The sequence below is a fragment of the Verrucosispora sp. ts21 genome, from assembly GCF_002879555.1.
GTDB lineage: Bacteria > Actinomycetota > Actinomycetes > Mycobacteriales > Micromonosporaceae > Micromonospora > Micromonospora gifhornensis.
Genome location: NZ_PNOZ01000032.1, coordinates 1 through 23,690 on the forward strand (window position 1 = coordinate 1; position 23,690 = coordinate 23,690).

27 protein-coding genes are annotated in these 23,690 nt (G+C 71.3%); 11 read left to right on the forward strand and 16 right to left on the reverse strand.

Annotation, left to right across the window (positions count from 1 at the left end; translation table 11 throughout):
* The coding region (locus C1A38_RS15585) for a PQQ-dependent sugar dehydrogenase (RefSeq protein ID WP_102658547.1) at positions 1–1,142 on the reverse strand (1,142 nt) is incomplete at its 3' end.
* A 254-nt stretch (positions 1,143–1,396) separates the two neighbouring features.
* On the opposite strand from C1A38_RS15585, the gene C1A38_RS15590 reads away from it, so the two are divergent.
* From C1A38_RS15590 to C1A38_RS15605, 4 genes are all read left to right on the forward strand, one after another.
* A complete protein-coding gene (locus tag C1A38_RS15590) occupies positions 1,397–2,575 on the forward strand; it encodes a sensor histidine kinase (RefSeq protein ID WP_102658548.1) in 1,179 nt (392 codons plus the stop codon).
* Positions 2,565–3,773, forward strand: a complete 1,209-nt coding sequence (locus tag C1A38_RS15595) for a hypothetical protein (protein ID WP_102658549.1) — start codon at positions 2,565–2,567, stop codon at positions 3,771–3,773. The genes C1A38_RS15590 and C1A38_RS15595 overlap by 11 nt, the downstream gene beginning before the upstream one ends.
* Positions 3,746–4,459 (forward strand): response regulator transcription factor, encoded by a 714-nt coding sequence (locus C1A38_RS15600; RefSeq protein ID WP_013735540.1) that lies wholly within the window; start codon positions 3,746–3,748, stop codon positions 4,457–4,459. Before C1A38_RS15595 ends, C1A38_RS15600 begins: the two co-directional genes overlap by 28 nt.
* A 75-nt stretch (positions 4,460–4,534) precedes the next feature.
* Positions 4,535–5,227: a hypothetical protein gene (locus C1A38_RS15605; RefSeq protein WP_102658550.1), complete on the forward strand. Its 693-nt coding sequence runs from the start codon at positions 4,535–4,537 to the stop codon at positions 5,225–5,227.
* Between the two features lie 9 nt (positions 5,228–5,236).
* On the opposite strand, the gene C1A38_RS15610 is transcribed toward C1A38_RS15605, so the two are convergent.
* From C1A38_RS15610 to C1A38_RS15650, 9 genes are all read right to left on the reverse strand, one after another.
* Positions 5,237–5,986 carry a lysophospholipid acyltransferase family protein gene (locus C1A38_RS15610; protein WP_102658551.1) on the reverse strand — a complete coding sequence of 250 codons (750 nt, stop codon included), beginning with the start codon at positions 5,984–5,986 and terminating at the stop codon, positions 5,237–5,239.
* A gap of 94 nt (positions 5,987–6,080) precedes the next feature.
* On the reverse strand, positions 6,081–8,141 hold the full coding sequence (locus tag C1A38_RS15615; RefSeq protein ID WP_102658552.1) for an amylo-alpha-1,6-glucosidase: 2,061 nt from the start codon (positions 8,139–8,141) through the stop codon (positions 6,081–6,083).
* Positions 8,141–8,509 carry an SCP2 sterol-binding domain-containing protein gene (locus tag C1A38_RS15620; RefSeq protein WP_102658553.1) on the reverse strand — a complete coding sequence of 123 codons (369 nt, stop codon included), beginning with the start codon at positions 8,507–8,509 and terminating at the stop codon, positions 8,141–8,143. Before C1A38_RS15620 ends, C1A38_RS15615 begins: the two co-directional genes overlap by 1 nt.
* Before the next feature lie 223 nt (positions 8,510–8,732).
* The gene (locus C1A38_RS15625; protein ID WP_013735545.1) at positions 8,733–9,149 is read right to left on the reverse strand and encodes a CBS domain-containing protein; all 417 of its coding nucleotides are present in this window, start codon (positions 9,147–9,149) and stop codon (positions 8,733–8,735) included.
* A gap of 79 nt (positions 9,150–9,228) precedes the next feature.
* On the reverse strand, positions 9,229–10,251 hold the full coding sequence (locus C1A38_RS15630; protein ID WP_102658599.1) for an aspartate-semialdehyde dehydrogenase: 1,023 nt from the start codon (positions 10,249–10,251) through the stop codon (positions 9,229–9,231).
* A 65-nt stretch (positions 10,252–10,316) separates the two neighbouring features.
* Positions 10,317–11,675: a M16 family metallopeptidase gene (locus C1A38_RS15635; protein WP_102658554.1), complete on the reverse strand. Its 1,359-nt coding sequence runs from the start codon at positions 11,673–11,675 to the stop codon at positions 10,317–10,319.
* Positions 11,676–11,760: 85 nt separating this feature from the next.
* The gene (locus C1A38_RS15640; RefSeq protein ID WP_102658555.1) at positions 11,761–13,053 is read right to left on the reverse strand and encodes a M16 family metallopeptidase; all 1,293 of its coding nucleotides are present in this window, start codon (positions 13,051–13,053) and stop codon (positions 11,761–11,763) included.
* 97 nt (positions 13,054–13,150) lie between these two features.
* Entirely contained in the window at positions 13,151–13,366 is a 216-nt protein-coding gene (locus tag C1A38_RS15645; RefSeq protein WP_102658556.1) for a hypothetical protein, read from the reverse strand.
* Between the two features lie 132 nt (positions 13,367–13,498).
* Entirely contained in the window at positions 13,499–14,653 is a 1,155-nt protein-coding gene (locus C1A38_RS15650) for an alkaline phosphatase PhoX (protein ID WP_102658557.1), read from the reverse strand.
* A gap of 304 nt (positions 14,654–14,957) precedes the next feature.
* On the opposite strand from C1A38_RS15650, the gene C1A38_RS15655 reads away from it, so the two are divergent.
* The 3 genes from C1A38_RS15655 (at position 14,958) to C1A38_RS15665 (ending at position 16,818) form a co-directional block, all read left to right on the forward strand.
* The gene (locus C1A38_RS15655) at positions 14,958–16,076 is read left to right on the forward strand and encodes a 3-deoxy-7-phosphoheptulonate synthase (protein ID WP_102658558.1); all 1,119 of its coding nucleotides are present in this window, start codon (positions 14,958–14,960) and stop codon (positions 16,074–16,076) included.
* 252 nt (positions 16,077–16,328) lie between these two features.
* Positions 16,329–16,580 carry a hypothetical protein gene (locus C1A38_RS15660; protein ID WP_102658600.1) on the forward strand — a complete coding sequence of 84 codons (252 nt, stop codon included), beginning with the start codon at positions 16,329–16,331 and terminating at the stop codon, positions 16,578–16,580.
* A gap of 43 nt (positions 16,581–16,623) precedes the next feature.
* Positions 16,624–16,818: a hypothetical protein gene (locus tag C1A38_RS15665; RefSeq protein WP_013735553.1), complete on the forward strand. Its 195-nt coding sequence runs from the start codon at positions 16,624–16,626 to the stop codon at positions 16,816–16,818.
* Positions 16,819–16,892: 74 nt separating this feature from the next.
* On the opposite strand, the gene C1A38_RS15670 is transcribed toward C1A38_RS15665, so the two are convergent.
* The 3 genes from C1A38_RS15670 to C1A38_RS15680 are packed head-to-tail and all read right to left on the reverse strand — an operon-like array spanning position 16,893 to position 18,096.
* Positions 16,893–17,429, reverse strand: a complete 537-nt coding sequence (locus C1A38_RS15670; protein ID WP_102658559.1) for a DUF1360 domain-containing protein — start codon at positions 17,427–17,429, stop codon at positions 16,893–16,895.
* A 38-nt stretch (positions 17,430–17,467) separates the two neighbouring features.
* Positions 17,468–17,782: an SRPBCC family protein gene (locus tag C1A38_RS15675; protein ID WP_102658560.1), complete on the reverse strand. Its 315-nt coding sequence runs from the start codon at positions 17,780–17,782 to the stop codon at positions 17,468–17,470.
* The gene (locus tag C1A38_RS15680) at positions 17,782–18,096 is read right to left on the reverse strand and encodes a DUF6158 family protein (protein ID WP_050814650.1); all 315 of its coding nucleotides are present in this window, start codon (positions 18,094–18,096) and stop codon (positions 17,782–17,784) included. Before C1A38_RS15680 ends, C1A38_RS15675 begins: the two co-directional genes overlap by 1 nt.
* 126 nt (positions 18,097–18,222) lie before the next feature.
* Between C1A38_RS15680 and C1A38_RS15685 the strand changes: the two genes are divergently transcribed.
* Positions 18,223–18,675 carry a hypothetical protein gene (locus C1A38_RS15685; protein WP_199180215.1) on the forward strand — a complete coding sequence of 151 codons (453 nt, stop codon included), beginning with the start codon at positions 18,223–18,225 and terminating at the stop codon, positions 18,673–18,675.
* A 23-nt stretch (positions 18,676–18,698) separates the two neighbouring features.
* Positions 18,699–19,028: a DUF3817 domain-containing protein gene (locus tag C1A38_RS15690; protein ID WP_102658562.1), complete on the forward strand. Its 330-nt coding sequence runs from the start codon at positions 18,699–18,701 to the stop codon at positions 19,026–19,028.
* A 40-nt stretch (positions 19,029–19,068) separates the two neighbouring features.
* Here the strand turns inward: C1A38_RS15690 and C1A38_RS15695 are convergent, their stop codons facing one another.
* The gene (locus C1A38_RS15695; RefSeq protein WP_199180216.1) at positions 19,069–19,599 is read right to left on the reverse strand and encodes a DUF6232 family protein; all 531 of its coding nucleotides are present in this window, start codon (positions 19,597–19,599) and stop codon (positions 19,069–19,071) included.
* A 453-nt stretch (positions 19,600–20,052) separates the two neighbouring features.
* On the opposite strand from C1A38_RS15695, the gene C1A38_RS15700 reads away from it, so the two are divergent.
* Positions 20,053–21,024 (forward strand): C40 family peptidase, encoded by a 972-nt coding sequence (locus C1A38_RS15700; protein ID WP_102658564.1) that lies wholly within the window; start codon positions 20,053–20,055, stop codon positions 21,022–21,024.
* Positions 21,025–21,132: 108 nt separating this feature from the next.
* Here C1A38_RS15700 and C1A38_RS15705 read toward each other — a convergent pair whose 3' ends face one another.
* Both C1A38_RS15705 and C1A38_RS15715 read right to left on the reverse strand, forming a co-directional pair.
* Complete coding sequence (locus C1A38_RS15705) at positions 21,133–22,122, reverse strand: sigma-70 family RNA polymerase sigma factor (RefSeq protein WP_102658601.1); 990 nt, start codon at positions 22,120–22,122, stop codon at positions 21,133–21,135.
* 446 nt (positions 22,123–22,568) lie between these two features.
* Entirely contained in the window at positions 22,569–23,417 is an 849-nt protein-coding gene (locus C1A38_RS15715) for a MurR/RpiR family transcriptional regulator (protein ID WP_233196849.1), read from the reverse strand.
* A 95-nt stretch (positions 23,418–23,512) separates the two neighbouring features.
* Here C1A38_RS15715 and C1A38_RS31165 point away from each other — a divergent pair, with 95 nt between their 5' ends.
* Positions 23,513–23,680 (forward strand): hypothetical protein, encoded by a 168-nt coding sequence (locus C1A38_RS31165; RefSeq protein ID WP_158244904.1) that lies wholly within the window; start codon positions 23,513–23,515, stop codon positions 23,678–23,680.
* Positions 23,681–23,690 lie beyond the last annotated feature (10 nt).

Below are 23,690 nucleotides of genomic sequence, written 5' to 3' on the forward strand. Positions count from 1 at the left end.
GGGGTGGTCGGGGGCGGAGTGGTGTCCCGGGGTGGGAAGCGCAGGATCCGGTCGTCGCTGCCCGCCGGGGTGCCCCGGCCGTCGCGGTTGCTGGTGGTGACCCAGAGCCAGCCGTCCGGGCCGTACTCGACGGTGCGCAGCCGGCCGTACGTGCCGACCAGTTCCGCGGTCGGGGTGCCCACCGATCCGGTTCCGGTCAGCGGCACGTTCCACAGGCGGTTGCCGCGCAGGGCAGCCACGAAGAGCCGGTCTCCGGCGATGGTGGCGCCGCTCGGTGACGCCTCGGCGGGCGTCCAGGTGATCAGCGGGTCCCGGAAGCGGGGGTCGCCGGCCCGGCCCTCGACGGTGGGCCAGCCGTAGTTGCCGCCCGCCACGATCAGGTTGACCTCGTCCCAGGTGTTCTGGCCGAACTCGGTGGCATACAGCCGACCCTGGGCGTCCCAGGCCAACCCCTGCACGTGCCGGTGGCCGAGGCTGTAGACGGGCGAGCCGGCGATCGGGTTGTCCGGCGGCACCGAGCCGTCCGGCCGGATCCGCAGGATCTTGCCGTTGCGGCTCTGCGGGTTCTGTGCGGTGGCGGTCTGTCCCGCGTCACCGACTCCGACGTAGAGCATGCCGTCGGGGCCGAAGGCGATCCGGCCGCCGTTGTGGATCGACGCTCGGGTCAGCCCGGTGAGGATCGGCTGCTGCGTCTGCGGGGCGGTGAGCCGGAAGCGGGAGATGCGGTTGTCGGTGGCGGTGGTGAAGTAGACGTAGATCCAGCCGTCCTGCGCGTATGTCGGGGAAACCGCGAGGCCGAGCAGGCCACCCTCACTTGTGGGGCTCACGTCGGAGATCTGCACGATCGACTCGGGTGGCTGGCCGGGCCGGACCCGGACGACCTGCCCGGTGGGACGCTGGGCCACCAGCGCACTGCCGTCGGGGAGGAAGTCCATCCCCCAGGGCACCTGCAGCCCGGTGGCGACCGTCTCCGGGCGGGTGAAGTCGAAGTCACCGACGGCGAGCGCTGCGGGTGCCGCATCCGCCACGGCACCGGACGGACGTTCCGCGCTCGGCACCGCGCCGGCCAGCCCGCCGAGGCCGACGCTGCCGGCGACCAGGCCGGCGGTGAGTGCGGTTCCGACTGCGAGTCGGATTCTCATGCCACCCCCTCTGATATCGACATTGATCAATGCATATTACGTGATGTCCAGGCACCCGGCGACCGGGGCGGCATGATCATCGGATTACGGGGCGACGCGGCGACCCCACTGCTGGTCGCCGGACAAGAGCCCAGGTCCGACAACCCGTCCGACACTGAACGTCACCATCGACCTCGCATTATGTTATTCTCCGGCGTCGATTTCTCAGCGCGTACCCGGATCGGGTCGTTTGTCGCGAAGGACGCTCTTACCCGATGCCGGCCCTGGCCACCCTGACCGCGCCACCCAGCGCAGTCGACTCACCGGCGACCGGGGCCTTCGCGTTCATCTTCACCCGCCTGCCGGCGCTGCTGCGGCTCTCCTGCGGCCTGGTCTGCGCGGCGGTGGCGCTCGCCGTGCGCACCCCGCCGGTCCGCACCGACCTGCTCGTGCCCGCCGTGGCCGTACTGGCCGTCTGGTCGATCTGGTACGCGACGCGGGCCTGGCACCACGGCATCGACGCACCCCTGGTCGTCGGCGACCTGACGCTCACCGTCGCCGCCTGCCTGGCGATCCCGGTGCTCGTCGCACCGGAGGTGCTGCCCGGCGAGGCGAGCTGGATCGCGGTGCTGGCCAGCACCACGGTGATCAACACGCAGGCCACCGCCCCGGCCCGCTGGTCCATCCCGGCGGGGTTGCTGGTCGCCGCCGCCTACGCGACCGGCGCGCACGCGGCCGGCAACACCACCGAGGCACGCGCCCACGCGGTCACCCTGCTGACCCAGGTCGCCTGCACGGCGATGCTGACCGCGGTGATGCGCCGCCGGGTGGCGCGGGCCGACGCCGACTTCGTGGCCGAGCAGCGCGCCTCCCGGGCGGCGCTTGTCGCCCGCACCGCGCGGGAGGCGGAACGCCAGCAGAACCGCGATCTGCACGACACCGTCCTGGCCACGTTGACCATGGTCGGGCAGGGCGTGGTCACCGGCTCGTCGGCGGCGCTGCGGGACCGGTGCGCCGCCGATCTGCGTACCCTCGCCACCCTGGCCGAGGCGCGGTCGGTTCCGGCGGACGCGACCCGGCGGCTGGACGAACGCCTGCGGGAGATGCTCGCCCGCCTGCCCGGCCTGCCGGTCAACGCGGACCTGCCGCCGTGCACGATCCCGGCCGCGGTGGCCGAGGTGATCGCGGAGAGCGCACACGCGGCACTGTCCAACGTGGCCCGCCACGCGCCCGGTGCCGCCACCATGCTGCGCCTGCGCACCCGTGCCGGCCGCGTCACGGTCGAGGTACGCGACGAAGGCCCCGGCTTCGACCCGGCCACCGTCCCCGCCCACCGGTACGGGCTACGCGAGTCCATCGTGGGACGGATGACCAGCATCGACGGCCGGGCCGAGGTGGACTCCGCGCCCGGGCAGGGCACCCGGATCCGGCTGGAGTGGTCGGATGTCAGCTGACCCGGAGGCGATCCGCCTGACCCCGGCGGTCATCCCCGTGACCGGCGGGTACGACGGCCGGGCGGCGACGACAGCGGTGAAGGTCGGCGTCGGCCAGGCGGCGGCTGCGGTGGCCCGGGTCTCCGACCGGGGAGCCCGGATCGTGGCGGTCACCATCGCGCTGGTCTGGCACCTGGCGATCGCGCTACCCGCCGTGCTCGCCGCCCGTACCCAACTGGCCGTGCCGCAGGTGGTGCTCGGCGCCTGGCTGCTGGTGGCGGCCGTCGGGCTGCTCGCCGGGGTCCGGCTGCTGCGGGACGCTCCGCTGCCCACGCCTCCGTTGGTCGGGCTCCTGCTCGCGGTCGACGTGGCGGTGTTCGCCTCGGTGGGACGCGCGCAGTTGTTCAGCCCGGCCAACTGGGTCTGGGGCACCCTCGCCTGGTTCTTCCTGGTGGTGCTCTGGGGCCGTCCGGTCCGGTGGCTGCTCGCCCTGCTGGCCGCACACGCGGCCACCGCGCTGACCGCCGTCACGCTCTACGACGCCACCGGGGCGGCCGACCTGGCCCGCGCCGCGATGGCCCTCTACGGCACCTCGTCGCTGCCGGTGGCGGTCTTCGCCGGGGCGCTGATGCTCGGGTTGCTCCTGCGCGACCGGGCGGCCAGCGCCGCCGCCAGCAACGTGATGCTCGCCGAACGCGAGGCCGCCGAGCGAGCCCGTGGCGAGCGGCGCGATCGGCTCGCCGTGGTCAGCGACGCCGCTACCGAGGTGTTGACCGAGTTGGCGCAGGGCCGGGCCGATCCGTCCGATCCGGACGTACAGCGCCGGTGCGTACGCGCTGCGGCACGGCTGCGGCGGCTGATCGCCGAATCCGACGACGTGCCCCATCCACTGCTGCACGAGTTGCGGGCGGCCGCCGATCTCGCCGAGCGGGACGGCCTCTCCATCGACCTTGTCACAATCGGTACACCACCACCACTGTCGGTGCAGGTCCGTCGCCAACTGGTCGAACCGCTCACCGCCACGCTCGCCGACGAGCGGGACTGGGCGCGGCTGACCATCGTCGCCAATCCGGACGAGGTGGTGGTCAGCCTGGTCGTCCCGGACCGGGCCGGACCGGACGCCACCGGCGGGCAGCCCGATCAGGGCGACGGACAGGTGGAGTACCTCTACGAGCGGGACGGTGAGATCAGATGGACGCAGACGCGCTGGCGTCGATGACGCCGGGGCGGCCTGTCGGGGTGGCGATCGTGGACGATCACCCGGTGGTCGTCGACGGGGTGCGCGCCTGGCTGGCGACCGAGCCACGGTTGACCGTGCTGGCCACCGGTGACGATCCCGACGAGGTGCTGCGCGCCGCGCCCGAGGCCGACGTCGTCCTGCTCGACCTGCGGCTGCACGGCCGGCTCGTGCTGGACAAGCTGGCCGAGTTGAGCGCGGCCGGCCGACGCGTGGTGGTCTACTCGGAACACTCGGATCCGCCGACGATCCTCGCCGCGCTGGACGCCGGGGCGGTGGCCTTCCTCGCCAAGCACGAGGGGCGGGAACACTGCGTGGCGACCGTACTGGACGCGGCGAGTGACCGCCCGTACGTGGCACCCGCGTTGGCCGGCGCGATGGTCGGTGACTCGCGGCCGGACCGCCCGATGCTGTCGGACAAGGAACGCGAGGCGCTGCTGCTGTGGTTCCAGTCGATGTCCAAGGCGTCGGTCGCGCGCCGGATGCGGATCAGCGAGCACACCGTCAAGCAGTACGTCGACCGAGCGCGAATCAAGTACAGCCGGGTGGGCAGGCCGGCCGCCACGAAAGCGGCTCTGCTGGCCCGGGCGATCGAGGACGGCCTCGTCCGACCGGAGGAGATCGGCATCTACCGGTCGCAGGCATCAGCCGAGTGGCCGACCCCCTAACAGGCGTCATGACACCGCAGCACGGGTTGGGCGAGGCTCATGCACAGATGCCGTCTGCACCGGAGGTTCGTCAGGATGCACGATGACGCGTCCCCATTCTTCATCGCTCCGCATCGCTTCGACGCGGCGGACGACACCGGCCCAACCCTGGATCGGCGCCACGAGCTGGTGCCGGCCAGCGACGAATGGATTCTCGGCCGGTGGCAGGTAAACGTGGCAGGCCATCTGCTCGGTCCCACCGAGTCCCGGCGCACCTGGGCGCTGCCGCACGCGGTCACGGTGACCGTCACCGACCACCGGCTGGTGTACGTCGGCACCGGCCCGCAACTCGCCGTGGTCGGCGGCCGGCACCGGCGGGGCAACTCGGGCCTGGTCAGCGGGCAGATCCGCTGGCAGTGGCCGTCCCGACTGGAGCTTCCGCCGTGCGGCCTGGACTCGCCTGCGCGCCTGCTGGTGGTCTGCGACGCACTGCGTACGATCCAGCAGCCGGCGCTCGCCCTGATCGGGCCGGACGCGCAGATCGCGCAGTTGAGCCAGGAGATCCGCCGCGCGGTGGCCACCTTCCGGCTGACCCGGCCCGAGCTGATGGACCTGTCCCCACCGGAACGGGACGCCCTGTCCCGGCTCGCCCTCGTCGCGCCCTGCCCCGGTCCGGCCCGGGTGATCCTGCCCGGGTCGCTGCCGGTCGAGTTCCGCTCCCGGGACGACTACTACCGCCCGCGCACCGCCGTGCAGATGCCGTACGGCGCGGCCTCGGGCCAACGGTAGGGCCCCGGTTCAGCCCCGGCTGGACCGCCGGTCGGCAGCGTCCAGCGCGACGGCCTGTTCCGGGGTCGGCGCGGTGCCGCCCAGGTGCGCCGGCAGCCACCACCTGTCGGCGTCGTCGGCGGGCTGGTCCGGGTACTCCCGCTGGGCCCGGTCGACCAGGTCCTGCAACCGCGTCTTCAGGTCGGCGCTCATCGCGACGGCGTCCGGATAGGCGGCCGGATGCAGGGGCTCGCCGACCAGGATGGTGATCGGGGTGTGTCGGCGGGTCAGCGTGCGGGGGCGACCCTTGGTCCACAGCCGCTGGGTGCCCCAGAGCGCCACCGGCAGCACCGGGACGGCGGCTTCGCAGGCCATCCGGGTGGCGCCGCTCTTGAGTTCCTTGACGGTGAAGGACCGGCTGATCGTCGCTTCCGGGAAGACGCCGACGACCTCGCCTGCGCGCAGGGCGGCGAGCGCGGCGGCGTACGATTCGGCGCCCGCCCCCCGGTCCACCGGGATGTGCCGCATGCCGCGCATCAGCGGGCCCGACACCCGGTGCCGGAACACCGACTCCTTCGCCATGAAACGGACCAGTCGCCTGGACTCCAGCGCACCGAGGCCGCAGAAGATGAAGTCCAGGTAGCTGACGTGGTTGCTGGCCATGACCGCCCCACCGGTACGCGGCACGTGGTGCGAGCCCTGCACGGTGAGCCGCAGGTCGAGCACCCGGAACATGGTCTTGGCGGCGGCGATCACGGGCGGGTACACGAGTTCCGGCATTCGCCAACTTTACCGTGAGTAGGTTACGCGTCGGTAGGGACGGTGGCCGGACGCACGCCGCGCCCGACCACCGGCACCGTCGGCCGACAGCGGGTCAGCCTGCAAGTTTGTGCAGGTCGAGACGGCCACGGGCGAAGGCGTCCACCCGCCCCCAGCGCCCCGGGATGTCCAGCACCTCGATCCGGCCCATGCCCACCGGCAGGCGCGGCTCCACCGCCAGGTGCCCCTCGTGCGGCTCCAGGCCGAGCATCGTCCGCAGCAACAGCAGCGGCGCCCCGGTCGACCAGGCCTGCGGGCTGCACGCCGTCGGGTACTCCACCGGGAACTTCGTCTGCTCGCGCCGGTAACCACCGAACGCCTCCGGCAACCGACCGTCGAAGTAGCGTGCGGCGTCCAGGATCCCGCTGGCGATGGTGGCGGCCTCCTCGGCGAACCCGTAGCGACGCAGACCCCAGGCACAGAACGAGGTGTCGAAGGGCCAGACCGTGCCGTTGTGGTAGCCGATGGGGTTGTAGCGCACCTCACCCTCGGCCAGCGTCCGCACCCCCCAGCCGGAGAAGAGCCGGTCGCCGACCAGGTGCGCGGCGACCTGCTCGGCCCGGTCCTCGGCGACGATGCCGCTCCACAGCAGGTGGCCGATGTTGGAGCTGAGCACGTCACACTGCCGCCCGTCCGGGTCGAGGGCGAGGGCGTAGTAACCGCCGTCGGCCACCCACCAGTCCCGGTTGAACCGCTCCTTGAGCTGCGCCGCCTCCCGCTCCAACTGCTCGGCGTACGCCGGGTCGTCCCAGAACCTGCGGGCCAGCCGGGCCGCGCGGATCTTCGCGTCGTACGCGTACCCCTGCACCTCGCAGGTGGCCCGGGGAAACGGTGGCAGGCTGCCGTCGGCGTACGAGATGGAGTCCCAGGAGTCCTTCCAGCACTGGTTCTCCAGGCCGTTGTCGGTGTTCCGCCGCTCGTACCAGATGTAGCCGTTGCCGACCAGGTCGGCACAGTCGTCGATCCAGTGCAACGCCCGACGGCACTCCTGCTCCAACTCCTTGACCAGCTCGGCGTCACCACTCCACCGCTCGTACTCGTCGAGCAGGATCACGAACAGCGGGGTGGCGTCCACCGAGCCGTAGTAGGGCGAGTGCGGCTGCTCCTCGAACGCGGCGCTCTCGCCGTAGCGCATCTCGTGCAGGATCCGGCCCGGGTCCTCCTCGCGGAAGTCGTCGAACCGGGTGCCCTGCAACGCGGCCAGGATGCGCAGGGTGGTCGCGCTCAGCTCCGGCGTGAACGGCAGCGTCTGCAGGCAGGTCAGGATGCTGTCCCGGCCGAACATGGTCATGAACCAGGGCAGGCCCGCGGCGGGCAGCGTCTGACCGCCGAGCGACAGCGGCGCGAACCGCAACGCGGCCAGGTCCACCAGGCAACGCCGGTACGTCGAGCAGAGCTCACCGTGCTCGCTGTTCACCTTGGGGGCCTTGGCGATCCACTCCTCCAGGTCGTGCTGAAGGGCGAGCCGTTCGGTGCCGTGCACCCGCAGCCCGATGCGCAGGTCCCGGCCGCCGGGGCCGAGCGCGTGTGTGCGTACGTGGATGTCGGTGTCCCACTGCTCGTTCGGTTCGAGGTGGACCTGGTAGGAGAAGCCGTTGCGGTCGTAGCTCGCCGGCTCGGAGGACGAGATGAGCGTCTCGCGCCGGAAGTTGCCCCGCCGGTAGCCCAGCCGCAGCTGGTCCGGCTCCGCCTCGGCGTACGACTCGCCCTTCTTGTTCAGGATCTCGTCCTTGACCTCGAACAGGTCGGCGAAGTCGGCGGCGGCGTCCATCCGGATCTCCAGATCGACGGCCTTCTCGTCGTGGTTGAGGATGGTGATGCTCTCCCGGAAGCTGCCGCCGACGGCCCGCTCCCGGATGATGGACAGCTTCGCGTCGACGTAGTGGGTGGCCAACCCCGGCACCAGGAAGAAGCGCGACTCGAAGTACTGCAGGTCGTCGTAGGAGAGGGCGTTGAGCCGCTCACCGTTGATGGTGAGCACCCACTTCGACAGGAAACGGGTGTCGATGGAGAACAGCCCGGTCGGCTCGGTCGGCGTCGCCTCGATGTCCCCGGTCGCCTCCGAGACGACGAAGGTGTTGCCATCCAGGATCCGTACGGTGTGGCTCGGCGCCATCAGCGCACCCCCTTGCGGTAGCGATGCGGTCCGACGCTGTGCGGCGGCCCAGGGAAGATCCGATCCAGTTGCACGATCAGGCGCGCGTCACCGGTGATGGTCATGTCGCCCCGCAACAGCGCAGCCAGCCCGTTCTCCCGGCCGGTGACCAGGTCCTCGAACAGCCCCGGGCTGGAACCCACGACCGCGTCCGCCTCCATGTCCTCCCGACTGACCCGGATCTGACCCCTGTCGATCCGGACCAGCCAGTGCATGGTCTGCGGCCCCTCGTGCAGGTCGAAGCGCAGAGTTCCGGAGAGCTTCGCCAGCAGCGGTTCGTACCCCTGCTGGTCGAGATCCTCGAAGAACCGCACGGTCGCTTCCGCCATCGCCGCCTCTCCTCCCCGTCGGTCGGTCCCGGCCGGATCGGGTATCCCTCCACGCTCCGACCCCGCCCTCGGCGTGCAGAGCAGGGTCCCCGGCCGGTACGCGGTCAACCTCGCCCGAATCGGGTGAGGCCACCGGAAGGCCGGCGCAGACCGGAACACCGACGCAGCACAGCCGAAAGCCGGCTCCCCGGAGATCGGGAAGCCGGCAGGCGGGGCGTACGGGTCAGTTGTTCGGGTCGTCGGCGCTGATGTCGGCAAGCACCGACTGCGGCTCCCGCTCGACAGCCAGGTCACCCATCGACACGAGACCGATCAACCGGCCGTCCTCGACCACCGGCAGCCGCCGTACGGCGTACGTGCGCATCAGGTCGGCGGCGGAGACCGCGTCGTCGTACTGGCTGACCGTGATCACGTCCTTGGTGGTGAGCTGGTTGAGCCGGGTGGTGTTCGGGTCCAGACTCTCGGCCACCCCGCGGACCGTTATGTCCCGGTCCGTGATGATGCCGACCACGTTGTCGCCATCGGTCACCACCACGTCGCCGATCGCGGAGTCCCGCATCTCCTGGGCTGCCGCGACGAGTGTGTCGTTGCCGTCCATGGTCACCAACCGGGTCGTCATGAACTCTCCGACGGTAGTCATGGCGCCTCCCTCTCGGTGTCGGCCAACCATGGGTCTACCCGCGGGCCCCGACCAGTAACGCCTGGTCGGGGCCGAGAGGTCAGCGCTCGGCGGCCACCAGTTCGGCGATCTGCACGGCGTTGAGGGCGGCACCCTTGCGCAGGTTGTCGTTGGAGCAGAACAGCGCCAACCCGTGCTCGACGGTCTCGTCGGCCCGGATCCGGCCCACGAACGTCGGATCCTGCCCGGCCGCCTGCAACGGGGTGGGCACCTCGCTGAGCGCCACACCGGGCGCGCCGTCGAGCAGCTCGGTGGCGCGCTGCGGACTGATCGGCCGGGCGAAGCGGGCGTTGATCTGCAGCGAGTGCCCGGTGAAGACCGGCACCCGGACGCAGGTGCCGGAGACCTTCAGGCCGGGGATCTCCAGGATCCGGCGGCTCTCGTTGCGCAGCTTCTGTTCCTCGTCGGTCTCCGCCGACCCGTCGTCGACGATCGAACCGGCCAGCGGCAGCACGTTGAACGCGATCGGTCGGGCGAACGAGCGGGGCGCCGGGAACTCCACCGCCGCACCGTCGTAGGCCAGGCCGGTGGCGCCCTCGGCCACCTTGCGGACCTGCTCGTCGAGCTCGGCGACGCCGGCCAGGCCGGCACCGGAAACCGCCTGGTACGTCGAGACGACCAGGCTGACCAGCTCCGCCTCCTCGTGCAGCGGCCGCAGCACCGGCATCGCGGCCATCGTGGTGCAGTTCGGGTTGGCGATGATGCCCTTGGGGCGTACGGCGGCGGCGTGCGGGTTGACCTCGGCGACGACCAGCGGCACCTGCGGGTCCGTCCGGAAGGCCGACGAGTTGTCGATGACCACGGCACCGGCGGCGGCGACCCGGGGAGCCAGCTCCTTGGCGGTGCCCTTCCCGGCGGAGAAGAGCACGATGTCCAGCCCCGAGTAATCGGCGGTGGCCGCGTCCTCGATCGTGACCTCCTCGCCGCGCCACGGCAGGGTGCGCCCCGCCGAGCGTGCCGAGGCGAAAAGCCGCACCTGCTCCGCCGGGAACTCCCGGTCCGCCAACACCTGCCGCATGACGCCACCGACCTGGCCGGTGGCCCCCACAATGCCGATCCTCATGCCCGCGAGGCTACCCAGCCCGGCCCGTCGACCGGGAACGCTTTCCCACCCCTCGGCGACCGACATCACACCGGGTCGGCCGGTACGTGGTCGATCACCTCCCCCAGACCGGCGGCGACCAGTTCGTCGCGGATGAGCGCGGCGTCCCCCTCCACCACCAGGGTCAGCGAATCCGGGTGGAGGTGGGTGGCGGCGGCGGCCGACACCTGCGCCACGTCGGCGGCGAGCAGCGCCTCCCGCAGCTGGGCGTGGTAGTCGTCGGGCAGGTCGTGCACCACGAGCGTGGTCAGCGCCGCAGCGATCGCCCGTGGGCTCTGCAGCTCCACCGAGAGCTGCCCGGCCCGCCAGGACCGGGCCACCGCCAGCTCGTCCTCGGTCACCCCGCCGGCCTGGGTACGGGCGATCTCCCCGACCGACTCGACAAGGGCCGGTGCGGTCACCGCCGTCTGCACCCCGGAGCTGACCGCGAACCGGCCGAAGCGGCGGGACGAGGCGAAGTCGCCCCGGATGCCGTACGTGTAGCCGCGCACCTCGCGGATCAGGTGGTTCAGCCGGGAGGTGAAGGCGCCGCCGAGCACCGTGCCGGCCAGCGCCAGCGGCACATGGTCCGGGTGGGCGCGGTGCGGCGCGATGTGACCGAGGCGCAGCGTCGACTGCACCGAGCCGGGCCGGTCCACCAGGATGACCCGGCGACCGGTACGCAGCGGGACGTCGATCGGCCCACCGCGGTCCACCGGCCCGCCGCCCGTACCGGCGAAGGCCGTTGCGGCGAGCGCGTCCAGGTCGATCCGCTCCAGGTCGCCGGCGACCACCAGGGTGCCCGGCCGGATGAACCACTCGGAGTGGAAGACGGTGACGTCCTCGGCGTCCAGCGCGGCCACCGAGTCCGGGTCGCCGTACAGCGGACGGCCCCACCGGTTGTCGGCACCGAACAGGTCGGCACGCAGCACCGCGTCGGCGCGCGGGCCGGGATTGGCCCAGTCCATCCGCAGCGCCGTCGCCTCGTCGTCGCGTACCCGGCGCACGTCGTCCGGGTCCAACTTCGGGGTACGCACCGCCTCGGCGAGCAGTTCCACGGCCGCGCCCAACCGCTCGACCGGCACCTGCACGCTGGCCTGGAAGGTGTCCCAGTCCAGCCCGGTCACCAGCTCGGTGCCGAGCGCCTCGATGGCCAGCGCGTACGCGGTCGCGTCCCGCTGGCTGGTGCCCTCCTCCAGGGCCTTGGCGAGCACCCCGCCGAGCCCCTCCTTGCCCACCGGCTCCCGGCCGGCTCCGGCGTCGAGCAGCAGCAGCGCCACGGCGAGGTTCTGGCCGGGCAGATGCGCGGCGACCACCTGGCCGCCCGCCACAGCCCGGCGCACCACCTGCGGGAACCGGTACGGACGAGCCGCACCCGGCCCCGGACGCTCGGCGATCAAAGTCACTGGGCCAACCTTTCGTTCGCGACTGCGGGGCTCGCTGCTGCCAGGTCGCGGCGCCCCACCGGGCCGCGCCGCTCACTCCTCGCGCTCACAGCTTCTCCTCGGGGCGGTAGGTCAGGGTCACCCGGTCGTCGGCACCGAGCACCTCGGCGGCCACCTCGGCGATCTGCTCGGCGGTCACCGCCTGCCAGGCCGGCAGCCGCTCGGCCACCGTGGCCGGGTCGCCGAACTGGGTGGCGTAGCGACCCAGCACGTCCGCCCGACCGTCTACCGTGGACATCTGTCGCCACCAGGCGGTGGTCAGCAGAGCCTTGGCGCGGTCCAGTTCGCTCGGGGTCACCGGCACCGTGGCCAACTCGTCGACCACTTCGGACAGCCCTTCGGCCAGCCGCTCGCCGCTGACTCCGGGACGGGCGGTGGCGGTGGCGATGAGCGGCGCGGGGGCGTGCGCCAGATCCACCCCGTACGCCCCGACGAGGTCGGGCTGGGCGATCCGTTCGCCGTCGGCGAGGCGCTGGTAGAGCCGGCTGCCTCGGCCGCTGCCGAGCACGGTGGCCAGCACGGTCACCACGTCGTAGCCCGGGGTGCCGAAGGGGTAGGTCCGGTGTGCCACGTACACCCGGGGTGCTGGCACGTCGGTGACCACCGTCTCCACGGCCGGTACGCCGGTGGCCGGCACGGTGCGCCCGTCGGGTGCCGACGGGATCTCCGCCCGGGGCTCGATGCCCCCGAAGTACTTCTCGGCCAGCGTGACGACCTCGTCGACGGTGGTGTCACCGACCACGGTGAGCACCGCGTTGTTCGGTGCGTAGTAGGTCTGGTGGAACGCCTGGAAGGTGGCCAGGTCGGCGGCGTTCAGGTCGGCCATCGAGCCGATGGTGGCGTGGTGGTACGGATGCCCCGGTGGGTAGAGCAGCGGCAGCAGCCGCAGCCACGCGTCGCCGTACGGCACGTTCTCGTAGCGTTGCCGCCGCTCGTTCTTGACCACGTCGCGCTGGTTGTCAAGCGTCTCCTGGGTCAGCGCCGGCACCAGGCCGCCCATCCGGTCGGCCTCCAGCCAGAGCGCCAACTCCAGGTGCTCGGCCGGGACCGTCTCGAAGTAGTTCGTCCGATCCGGATTCGTGGTGGCGTTGAGCGACCCGCCCGCCCCCTGCACCAGTTTCATGTGCTCGGTCTTCGCGACGTTCACCGAGCCTTCGAACATCAGGTGCTCGAACAGGTGCGCGAAGCCGGTCTGTCCGGCCGGCTCGTGGCGGGAGCCGACGTCGTACCAGAGGTTGACCGCGACCGCCGGGGCGGTGCGGTCCTCGCTGACCACCACGCGCAGGCCGTTGTCGAGTCGAGTCGTGGAGATGGGCCAGGGGTAACCGCTGTCGGGCATGACTCCGACGCTATCCGATCTCCGCTGCCCGACGCGGTCGGGACGCGGGCGTGCCGCGTCCCACCCCGCCGGGGACGCGGCCCGCCGCACCCGTCGCTCAGTCAGGCGGCTCGATCGGGGTAACCGTCTGTTCCGAGGTACGCCGCTCCAGGATCGTGTCCGGCGCGGCGTTGGGGTTGTCCTCCCGGATGTCGGACTCGGTCAGGATCGCCTCGGCCTGGGCCTCGGGGTCCTCGCTGCCGGCCGCGGCCTCCTCGGGCAGCAGGTGGGCTCGGGACTCGACCCGCTCCTGGTCGCTCTTCGCGTCACTCATGACTGCCCCCATACCCCCCAGCCCCACCCCGCACTCGTGAAAGGAAGGGCACCTTCTTAACGCCTCAGGTAGTAGCCGGGCCCCTTATTAACAGTTCGATGCGGCGACTAACAGTTCGATGCGGCGACCTGGTCAGGAGCGGAACGGGCCGCGTACCTCGTAGGTGATGCCACCGGAGGACGATCCCGAGGTGCCCCGCTGTGAGGAGAAGTAGAAGCGGGTGCCGTCCGGTGAGAAGGCCGGCCCGCAGATCTCCGACGACGACTGACCGGTGATCCGCAGGAACGGCGCCACGATCTCGTCCGGCGTGATCACGCAGATCTCCATGTTGCCGCCGTCCTCGGCCACGAACAGATCGCCGGAGCGGGCGCCGGTGATGTTGTCCACGCCGGTCAGCGGCGCGCTGCCGGAGACCCGGGCGGCGTCGTACGCCAGGTCGATGCGCTGGTTGACCGCGTCGTACGCCCAGACCCGGTTGTCGCCCTTGGTGGTGAACCAGCAGGTGCCGTCGGCGTACCAGCAGCCCTCGCCACCGTTGAAGCGCTTGGCCCCGGACACCTGGTTGCGGGTCAGCGTGTCGACCCCCGACGGGTCGGGCACCCGCGCCCAGGTCACCGGGCCGCTGGTGGCGCTGCCGGCGACCAGCACCTCCAGCGTGCCGCCGGCCAGGCTGCCCCAGTTCGTCGGACGGAACCGGTACAGGCAGCCGTTGCTCTCGTCCTCGGTGAGGTAGATGACCCGGCGGTCCGGATCACAGGCGGCGGCCTCGTGCTTGAACCGCCCCATCGCGTCCCGGCGCACCGCGGCGGTGCCACCCTGCGGGTACGTCTCGTAGACGTACCCGCGGCTGACCTCCTCGCAGGAGAGCCAGGTGCCCCAGGGCGTGGCACCGCCGGCGCAGTTCTGGTTGGTGCCGGAGAGGATCCGGTACGCCGAGGCAATAGTGCCGTCGGCGTTGAAGCGGACCGCCGAGGCGCCACCGCCCGGGGTGATCTCGGAGTTCGAGACGTAGATCCATCCGGTTCCGGCGGTGAAGCAGGCACCACCGTCGGGCGCGTCGTGCCAGACGTACGAGGTGCCGGTGACCGTCCGGCGGGACCGGGCGATCACCCGGCTGGTGAAGCCGGCAGGCAGCTGGATCCCGTTGGCATCTGCGCTGCGCAGCGCCCCGTACGGGCTGGGACCGGGTTGCGCCGGTGCGGCCACTGCGGCTCCCGCCCACAGGCTGCCGGAGAAGGCGGCAGCGCCGCCGGCGACGGTGGCGCGCAGGACGGTACGACGATCCATCGAATACCTCCGGTACTCACAGCGTTCGGTGTCGCTGAAATTACCGACCGATTCATCGATGAGGGTGAACGCAAGGAGAGGCTTTGCCGACCACGGGGTGAGCAGTTGCCCACCGTCGGGTACTCTTGGCGCCGTGACGCGGTCGTATCGATGGTTTAGGCAGCCGGCTCGTAAGCCGGTGACCTCACCATGATCTGACGTCACCGTTTTCGAGCCGGCCGGGCAGGAATGAATTTCCTGCCCTTTTGCCTACGAGCAGCCGGCTCGTCCCGGGCACCGGCCCCGGGGTGCGGTCGGCGAAAGGATGCCCACCGTGACGACCCCGGACAACCGTCGCGTCATCGATCAGCGGATCGACCGTGTCGTACCGCTGACCACCCCGGCGCTGCTGCACCACGAGCTACCCCTGGACGACGACCTGGCCTCGGCCGTGGTCGCCGGGCGGCGCGCCGCCGCGCAGGTCCTCGACCGCGTCGACGACCGCCTGCTGGTGGTGGTCGGCCCGTGCTCGGTGCACGACCCCGCCGCCGCCCTGGAATACGCCCACCGGCTGCGCGAGGCCGCCGACCGGGTCGCCGACGACCTGCTGGTGGTGATGCGGGTCTACTTCGAGAAGCCGCGCTCCACCGTCGGGTGGAAGGGTCTGATCAACGATCCCCGGCTGGACGGTTCCGGTGACGTCAACGCCGGTCTCCGGCTGGCCCGGGCGCTGCTGCTCGACGTGTTACGCCTCGGGCTGCCGGTCGGCTGCGAGTTCCTCGACCCGATCACCCCGCAGTACATCGCGGACACGGTGGCCTGGGGGGCCATCGGCGCCCGTACGGTGGAGAGCCAGGTGCACCGCCAGCTCGCCTCCGGCCTGTCCATGCCGATCGGCATGAAGAACCGCCCGGACGGCAGCATCGCCACCGCCGTGGACGCGATCCGGGCGGCCGGCGTACCGCACGTCTTCCCCGGCATCGACGTCTCCGGCACCCCGGCGATCATGCACACCCGGGGCAACGCCGACGGCCACCTGGTGCTGCGTGGTGGCGGCGGCCTGCCGAACTACGACGCCGCGTCGGTGGCGGGTGCGCTGGAACTGCTGCGCGCCGCCGGGCTGCCGGAGCGGCTGGTGGTGGACGCCAGCCACGCCAACAGCGGCAAGGACCACCGCAACCAGCCCGCCGTGGTCGCCGACGTGGCCGGGCAGATCGCCGCCGGTCAGCGCGGCATCGTCGGGATCATGCTGGAGAGCTTCCTCGTCCCCGGTCGTCAGGACCTCGACCCGACCCGGGAGCTGACCTACGGCCAGTCGATCACCGACGCCTGCATCGGCTGGGACACCACCGACGAGGTGCTCACCGAACTGGCCACCGCTGTACGCGCCCGCCGGGCCACCCGCTCCAGCGCAGACCCGCACTCGCTGCCCGCCCCCGCCTGAGCGACGACCTCCGCCGGCCCGTCCCCGCTCGGTCGGTCAGGAAGTTGTCCGCTCACGACAACTTCCTGACCGACGGAGCTGGGGCGGGGCCGGACGGGGTGGGTGTTTGGGTGCAGAGGGCGCGGGTAGCTGACGGGCGTGACCGACGACGTACCCGTGACCGGGGCACCCGCGCCGACGACGCAGGCCCGCCTGCCGGAAGCCGTGCTGGCCGACGTGCCGGTGGTCGACACCGCCGCGATCGACCCACCCGTGACCGACCTGCCCGGCACTGTCGCCGCCGTACCGGACGAGATCGAGGTCGAGGCGGTGGACACCCGGCCGTTGGACGAGCTGCTCGACGATCTCTACCGCGGCCAGGAGCGGATCAGCCAGGTCGACATCTACCGCCGCGCGGTCGCGGCGGAGCTGCCCGCGCAGCTGCTCGCCCGGCTGAACGCGCTGCCCCAGGGCGAGTACGCGGTCGACGAGGTGACCGACCTGCTGGGCGGCTCGGTGGGCTGACCCCCTCACCAGCCGATCCAGCGGCGACCAGGAGAGGACCGTGATGTCGCAGCCCACCGAGGACCACGACCAGACGCCCGCGCTCGCCCAACCCCCGGAGGGCAGGGACACCCTGCCCGAGCCGGACTTCGCGAACGAACACGAGACCACCGCCGTCGACGACGACATCCTTACCGGCGCCGACCAGGACGAGCGGGAGCCGGAGTCACCACGCGGCTGGTCGGGCATGCAGCGCTGAACCCGCATCCGTCGTACGCGCAAACCGCCGGCCCGGAACACCGGGCCGGCGGTTTCCCCTGCTCGTACGCTCGCTCAGTCCTCGGAGCGGTGGTCTCCTTCCGCGCCCTGCTGGGCCATCGCGTACGCCATCTGGAGGAAGTCGGAGGCGGCCACCGCGGTCAGGGCGGTGGCGACCAGGCGGGTCAGCCGTGGTGCCAGCACCAGTCCCCCGGTCATGCCGGTGGCCACCCAGACCGCCAGGCAGAACGGGCAGCTGAGCAGTTCACCTATCGCGTGCCGGGTGGGGCTGCCGGAGTCGCGTACCTGCTCCATCACCTCGCCGCTGCCGATCGGCCGGTCGTAGCGGGTGAACGGCGCGCGCAGCGGGCTGGTCACCGCATCCTTGGACAGCAGCCGGCTGAGCTTGTGGGTCGCGATCGACAGCAGCACCACGTCGGCGGTGGCCGGCCGCTGCGGCACGGTACGTCCGGTCGCCTTGACCAGGGCGGCGATGGCACCCGCCACCCCGGCGTAGGTGCCCATGGCCACCAGGTAACCGCCGAGGGGGCGGTGCTCGTGCGGGGCGTACGCCTGGCGCAGCCTGGTCACCTTCTGCTTCAGCAAGCTCACCCGGGACTCCTTCTGATCACGCTTTCCCGGCCGGGCGGTCAGCCGGCCTGGAGGTTGTCGGCCACTTCGCGGGCCAGGTTGGTCAGCGCCTCGTCGGCCAGCCGGTCGGGTTGACCGTCGCCGACCAGGTCGAGCCGCGCCCGGGTGCCACCCGAGTCCTCCGCTGCCACCCGCAGCTCGGCCGTCCAGTCCGTGTCCCGCGCACGCCAGCGGGCCCACAGTGCGTCGGAGTCCCCGTCGGGGATGGCGGACAGCAGCGGCTCGGGCAGCCAGGCGGAGTTCCGGTCGGGGTCGGTCGCGGTGTTGAAGACGACCTCGGGCGGTGCGGAGATGCCCCGTTCCGCGTACGCCATCACGCGTCCCGCAGCCGGCTCGGGTCGACCTCCCGACCGGGGTGGCGGGCCAGGTACTCGGTCTCCAGTTCGGCGGTACGCCGCAGGTGGGTGGCGAGCGCGGAGTCGGTCGCGTGCCGCAACGTGTCCAGCCGGGTCCGGTGCAGGCTCTCCATCTCGCGGATGAGGTCCTCCTCGGCCAACTCCGCCGGGTCGATGCCGGGCAGGTCGGCGTCGAGGATCGGCGCGGCCACCCGGTCGTCACCCCATTCCGGGATCCGCTGCTCGGGGCTCACCTCGGTGCCGCCGGGAGGAAATCCGTCCTGTGCCCTCATCTCGCGCCCCCTAGTCGGTCGTGGGCCTGGCGTCTGTACGGTTGCCCACCGCCCGCACAGCCAAACCACCGCCGCCACTACGACACGGTGTCGGAGAGCAGCGGCGTTCCCGGTACCCTCGGTGCCATGAAGCGGCTCTGGACCCCGGCGTGGATCGCCCGCCACGTGGCCATGGTCGTACTGGTGACGGCCTTCCTGGCGCTGGGCTGGTGGCAGGTCAGCCGCGCCGCCGCCGGCAACGCCATCAGCTGGGGCTACGCGGTGGAGTGGCCGATCTTCGCCGGGTTCGTGGTCTTCGTCTGGTGGCGTGAGGTCCGCCACGCGCTGCGGGACGCCGAGGCAGGCAAGACCGCAGCCGTCGGCGAGACACCCGCGGCCGGTGACCCCACGGTCGTCGAGAGGGCCGAGGCCGTCGAGGCGGCGGGCGTACGGCCGCGGCCCGGCATCGGCCGGCCGGTACGCGTCACCCGTACCGTCGGCGGTCACGGCGAGGAGGACGCCGAACTGGCCGCGTACAACCGCTACCTGTCATGGTTGAACGCCAATCCGGGCGCGAAGCCCGGCGACTATCCCGGCTGAGCCGGCCCGGAAGGACACGAGAAGTGCGCGCTGCCCTCACCCGTTACCGCGTGATCGCCTGGATCGTCGGTGTGGTGCTGATCCTGCTGGTCGTCATCGGCATGCCGTTGAAGTACGGCTTCGACGAGCCGATCGTGGTGGAGACCGTCGGCCAGGCGCACGGCTTCCTCTACATGCTCTACCTGGTCGCCACGTTCGACCTGTCCCGCCGGGTCGACTGGCCGCTCAAGCGGATGATCCTGGTGATGCTGGCCGGGACGGTGCCGTTCCTCTCCTTCTGGGCCGAGCGCCGGGTGAGCACCCTCGTCCTCGCCGCGCACACTGAGCCGGCCCCGCAGCCGGTCGCCGGCTGATCCGACCCCTTCGTATCCGACCCCTTCGTCGCCGGCGGGCTCAGCGCCGGGGGCGCCACAGGTCGGCGTTCGCGAGCGGATCCTCCCAGCCGCCGTGGCGGTGTATCTCGAAGGCTCGGCGCAGCGCCCGGGTCACCTGCCCGAACTGGCGCTCGTCGTCGCTGCTGAACAGCAACTCCGGCACCCCACCGCGCTGCCCCCACAGCTCGTACGCCCGCGGCCGCCACCGGTCACCGGCCGCCGCGACCAGGATCGGCACCAGGAACACCACCCCGAGCAGGAGGTACGCCCCGGCGGTGAGCCGGTGCAGCCCTCCGGTGAAGCCGAGCGCCAGCCCGATCCCACCGATCACCGCGGCGGAGACCAGGGCGGCTCGCACGGCCACCCGGTCGTGTGGCCCCCGGGTGGTGTGCAGGTGGGTCAGTTCGGCGACCCGCCAACTGGTGCTGCCGACGGTGAACCGGTCGGCCGTGACGATGATCCCGGGTCGGGCGTAGAGCAAGGTCGGTCTTCCACCTGCGGTACCGCCCTGCGACCAGGGCGGTCGTGTCGTCGCACCTTCGCGCTCCACGGCCCCTCCTCCACTGCCGGTGTGGGGGCGGCCCGCTTGCCGGCCCCATCGATGCAGATGTGCGGGAATCCCGGCTGTGGGCTTCATTGTGTGCCCGTCTCGCCACCCTGGCCTGCTGGTTTGCGGTGCTCAGCGGGGTTCGGACGGACCGGCGCCGCCGGAAACACCACCCCGAGTCCGGCTTGTCGGATATACCGCTGAGTCATCCGACGTCATGTGCCGAGAGCGACCCCTTTCGCATCTCCGGTATAACGGACTATTGCCACGAAGCAAGAATGTGATTCAAGCTCAGCATCCTCATTGGTCCCGGCTTTCACTGTCACCGACTCCTGTCGCGTACTACCTTGAGCGAGTCGGCCCGGTCGGCCGCCGTCCAGCCGGACGGCAACGGGCTGATGCCGCCGCGGAGCTTCAGCAGGCCCGCGCCGGCCATGGGAGAGGAGCATCGAGCTCTTGTCGCCCCTGTTACACACGCTGCGCGCCCTGACCGTCACCGCGTTCGCACTGGTGCTCATCGCACCCGCGACGGTGGCCCGGGCCGAACCGTCCCCCGCCGAACTGACCCGGCGGATCGACAAGGCGTCCACCGAGTTGGAAAACGTGGTGGAGGCGCACAACGAGTTACGCGAGAAGATCAAGAAGAATCAGGCCGCCGTAGCCCGGCTCCAGGAACGGATCGGTCCACTGGAGCAGCAGGCCGCACAGAGCCGCGCGGATGTCAGCGAGTTGGCCGCCACCGCGTACAAGACCGGCAACCTCGGCGCGGTCGACGCGTTGCTGCACGGTGGCGACTCGGCGTCGGTGCTGGACCGGCTCGGCACGCTGGACCACCTGACCCGGCAACGCCAGGCGACAATCGCCGGCTACACCGCCGACCAGCGGCGACTGCTCGACGAGAAAACCCGACTGGACGTGACGCTGACCCAGCAGGCGGCCCGCTCGCGGGAGCTGAGCACCGCGAAGCGCCGGATCGAACGGGATCTGGCCAAGCTGTACGAACTGCGCCGGCAGGCGTACGGCCGAGCCGCCGAGCGTCCGAACAACCGGCCGGACAGCGCCAAGGACGCGCCGGCCGTCTCCGGCCAGGCCGGCGTGGCCGTCCGGTACGCCTACGGCGCGCTCGGCAAGCCGTACGCCTGGGGCCAGGACGGGCCGAACGGCTACGACTGTTCGGGTCTGACCTCTGCCGCCTGGCGGGCGGCGGGCAGGTCGCTGCCGCACAACACCCGGATGCAGTGGGGGGTGGTCGCCCACATCAGCCGCAGCGAACTGCGCCCGGGCGACCTGGTCTTCTACCGCAGCCTCGGGCACGTGGCGATCTACGTAGGCGGCGGGCAGGTCATCCACGCACCCACCTTCGGGCGGAACGTGGAGAAGCGTGCCGTCGATCTGATGACGCCGTACGGCTACGGCCGGGTGCGCTGAGTTCGCCGCCACCAGCGCGACGAGACGGCCGGGCGAGAGGCGGCAGGCACGACGAAGGGCCGGCGTCCCCCTATCGGACGCCGGCCCTTCGTCGTCATTACTACCAGGTCAGGCCGCCTGCAGACCCTCCGCGCGAGCCAGCTCACGGAGCCGGCCGAGCGCCTGGATCTCCAGCTGCCGGATCCGCTCCCGCGACAACGAGAACCGCGAGGCGACCTCGGTCAACGAGTGCTCCCGGCCGTCCTCGAGCCCGTAGCGAGCCCGCATGATGCCGGCGGAGCGGTCGTCCAGGTGGTTGAGCAGGCCCTCGATGCGCTGCCGCTCCAGGCCGGTGAGCACGATCTCCTCCGGCGAGGGCGCGTCGCTGTCGGCGACCAGATCACCGAGGTTGGTGTCGCCGTCGTCACCGACCGGCGTGTCCAACGACACGGTGTCCTGCGACCAGCGGACCAGCTCGTTGACCCGCTCGACGGTCACGCCCAGCGCCGCCGCGATCTGCTCCGGCTCCGGGTCGCTGCCCAGCTCACGGGTGAGCTGCCGGGCCACGTTGCGCATCCGGTTGACGTCCTCCACCAGGTGCACCGGCAGCCGCACGGTGCGCTCCTGCTGGGCGATCGCCCGGCTGATCGCCTGGCGGATCCACCACGTCGCGTAGGTGGAGAACTTGTAGCCGCGCTCGTAGTCGAACTTCTCGACCGCCCGGACCAGACCGGTGTTGCCCTCCTGGATGAGATCCAGCATGGGCATCCCGGAACGGACGTAACGTCGGGCGATCGACACGACCAGGCGCAGGTTGGCGCGGATGAACAGGTCCTTGGCCCGCTCACCCTCGGCGACCAGCCGCGTCAGCTCATCCCGGGTGACACCGTCGGGTACGCGGTCCTCGCCGAGCAGGTGCTCGGCGTACAGGCCCGCCTCGATGGCCTTGGAGAGATCGACCTCCTTGGCGGCGTCCAGCAGTGGCGTCCGGGAGATCTCGTGCAGGTAGACTCCGACCAGGTCGCGCTCCTCGGCAACCTCGTCGGTTCGCATCCCGATGTTCTTGTCCACGTTGCCCACGGTCCCCTCAATCGCGCCGGTTACCCGGTTGCTTGCCATCCCCACGCCCATCAGCCCCTCCCCCGTAACCTCCGCTGTGCCCATCGGTGCTGACATCTACACAACAGATGAGACGTGTCGGGGAATTCCATGTCGTGGGTCGAAAGTGTCACGAATGCCTGATAATCAGCTGAGAGCACGGTCCATGTTTGCTGTCAGCACCCTGTCGGTGGTTGAGTCGACAGGGACCTGCTGAGGTCGACGGATCGACGAATCACTGACCGTACCGGCCTATGGCAACACCGCCTGGCCGTCGTACACAGCGACCCGGGTCACCACCGTGCTGCGATCCTGGTCACTGCCAAACACGCGTACGCGGACCGATTGGTTCATCCACGCCGGTGGTATTACCCCACGCCCTGATGAACAATCCGCACCCCGGTTCTATGCCCGGGTTTGCCCTGCTGCTGGCGCTGATGGCTCGTCCGATGCCATCGCGCCGACGATCATGCCCGCCGCCGGCCGGATTCGACCCGGCGGGAGCGGACCGCCTCGGTGCCGGCCTCCAGTGCTTTTCGCGCCCGGGGGCGGTTACGGGCAGCAACGCCGACGTAAAGGCAATCGACCACGGTGAGCTGAGCAATTCGGCTCGCCATCGCCCCCGAACGATAGGTGGTTTCGCGGGCCGCGGTGGTGAGCACGTGGTCGGCGAGTGCGGCGAGCGGTGACCGCGGGAAATTGGTGAGTGCCACGGTCGTCGCTGCTCTCGACCGTGCCTGCGCCAGCACCTCGATCACGTCGGAGGTGGCACCGGTGTGCGACACACCGACGGCGACGTCACCGCGCCCCAGCAGGGCCGCCGAGGTCAGGGCGGTGTGTACGTCGGGGAAGCAGAAGGCGGCGCGGCCGATGCGGTGCAGCTTCTGTTGGAAGTCCATCGCCACGAGGCCGCTGGCACTCACGCCGAAGATGACGATCCGGCCGGCGCCCACGATCGCCTCCACCACCTGATCGCAGACCGCCGGGTCGAGTTGCTCGGTGGTCTGTTCGACGGCGCGCGCGTCGTTGAAGCCGATCGTCGCGATGATCTGGGCCAGGTCGGCGCCGGGTGGGATGTTCCCGCCGGCGATTCGCCCGTCGGACGGTTCGATGCGCCGGGCCGCCTCGGCGGCGAGCCGGATCCGCAACTGCGGGTAGCCTTCGACGCCCACGGACCGACAGAACCGGATCACCGTCGCCTCGGAGGTCTCGGCGGCGGTGGCGAGGTCGGTGATGGTCCGTCGGGCCGCCTCGGCGGGGTCGGCGACCACCAGCCGGGCCACCCGCTGCTCCGCCGGCGACAGGGACGGGAGCATGCCACCGATGTGGACGATCAATCCGCTCGGCTCGTCGCTAGCAGAAATTTTCAGATCCTTCGCCACCAATGAAACTTACTTTCATCATGCCCGGGGTGCAATCGCACCGCCGGGCTCGGGACGGGCGCACCGGCGAGACCGGCGAGACCGGCGACCATGCCGGACAGCCTGGCATCCGCGGCGCGTACGGCGCTTCCCCCGCAGGGCCGGGCACCGCCGGTCGGGTGGGCCCGGTGCACCCGCCGACCGGTCGGCGGCAGTAGCGTGAGGACC

What these genes read in the sequence shown, in the direction of transcription:
- C1A38_RS15590 (WP_102658548.1), top strand. Translation starts at nt 1,397, where the DNA reads ATGCCGGCCCTGGCCACCCTGACCGCGCCACCCAGCGCAGTCGACTCA.
- C1A38_RS15595 (WP_102658549.1), top strand. Translation starts at nt 2,565, where the DNA reads ATGTCAGCTGACCCGGAGGCGATCCGCCTGACCCCGGCGGTCATCCCC.
- C1A38_RS15600 (WP_013735540.1), top strand. Translation starts at nt 3,746, where the DNA reads ATGGACGCAGACGCGCTGGCGTCGATGACGCCGGGGCGGCCTGTCGGG.
- C1A38_RS15605 (WP_102658550.1), top strand. Translation starts at nt 4,535, where the DNA reads ATGCACGATGACGCGTCCCCATTCTTCATCGCTCCGCATCGCTTCGAC.
- C1A38_RS15610 (WP_102658551.1), bottom strand. Translation starts at nt 5,986, where the DNA reads ATGCCGGAACTCGTGTACCCGCCCGTGATCGCCGCCGCCAAGACCATG.
- C1A38_RS15615 (WP_102658552.1), bottom strand. Translation starts at nt 8,141, where the DNA reads ATGGCGCCGAGCCACACCGTACGGATCCTGGATGGCAACACCTTCGTC.
- C1A38_RS15620 (WP_102658553.1), bottom strand. Translation starts at nt 8,509, where the DNA reads ATGGCGGAAGCGACCGTGCGGTTCTTCGAGGATCTCGACCAGCAGGGG.
- C1A38_RS15625 (WP_013735545.1), bottom strand. Translation starts at nt 9,149, where the DNA reads ATGACTACCGTCGGAGAGTTCATGACGACCCGGTTGGTGACCATGGAC.
- C1A38_RS15630 (WP_102658599.1), bottom strand. Translation starts at nt 10,251, where the DNA reads ATGAGGATCGGCATTGTGGGGGCCACCGGCCAGGTCGGTGGCGTCATG.
- C1A38_RS15640 (WP_102658555.1), bottom strand. Translation starts at nt 13,053, where the DNA reads ATGCCCGACAGCGGTTACCCCTGGCCCATCTCCACGACTCGACTCGAC.
- C1A38_RS15645 (WP_102658556.1), bottom strand. Translation starts at nt 13,366, where the DNA reads ATGAGTGACGCGAAGAGCGACCAGGAGCGGGTCGAGTCCCGAGCCCAC.
- C1A38_RS15650 (WP_102658557.1), bottom strand. Translation starts at nt 14,653, where the DNA reads ATGGATCGTCGTACCGTCCTGCGCGCCACCGTCGCCGGCGGCGCTGCC.
- C1A38_RS15655 (WP_102658558.1), top strand. Translation starts at nt 14,958, where the DNA reads ATGCCCACCGTGACGACCCCGGACAACCGTCGCGTCATCGATCAGCGG.
- C1A38_RS15665 (WP_013735553.1), top strand. Translation starts at nt 16,624, where the DNA reads ATGTCGCAGCCCACCGAGGACCACGACCAGACGCCCGCGCTCGCCCAA.
- C1A38_RS15675 (WP_102658560.1), bottom strand. Translation starts at nt 17,782, where the DNA reads ATGGCGTACGCGGAACGGGGCATCTCCGCACCGCCCGAGGTCGTCTTC.
- C1A38_RS15680 (WP_050814650.1), bottom strand. Translation starts at nt 18,096, where the DNA reads ATGAGGGCACAGGACGGATTTCCTCCCGGCGGCACCGAGGTGAGCCCC.
- C1A38_RS15685 (WP_199180215.1), top strand. Translation starts at nt 18,223, where the DNA reads ATGAAGCGGCTCTGGACCCCGGCGTGGATCGCCCGCCACGTGGCCATG.
- C1A38_RS15705 (WP_102658601.1), bottom strand. Translation starts at nt 22,122, where the DNA reads ATGGCAAGCAACCGGGTAACCGGCGCGATTGAGGGGACCGTGGGCAAC.
- C1A38_RS15715 (WP_233196849.1), bottom strand. Translation starts at nt 23,417, where the DNA reads ATGCTCCCGTCCCTGTCGCCGGCGGAGCAGCGGGTGGCCCGGCTGGTG.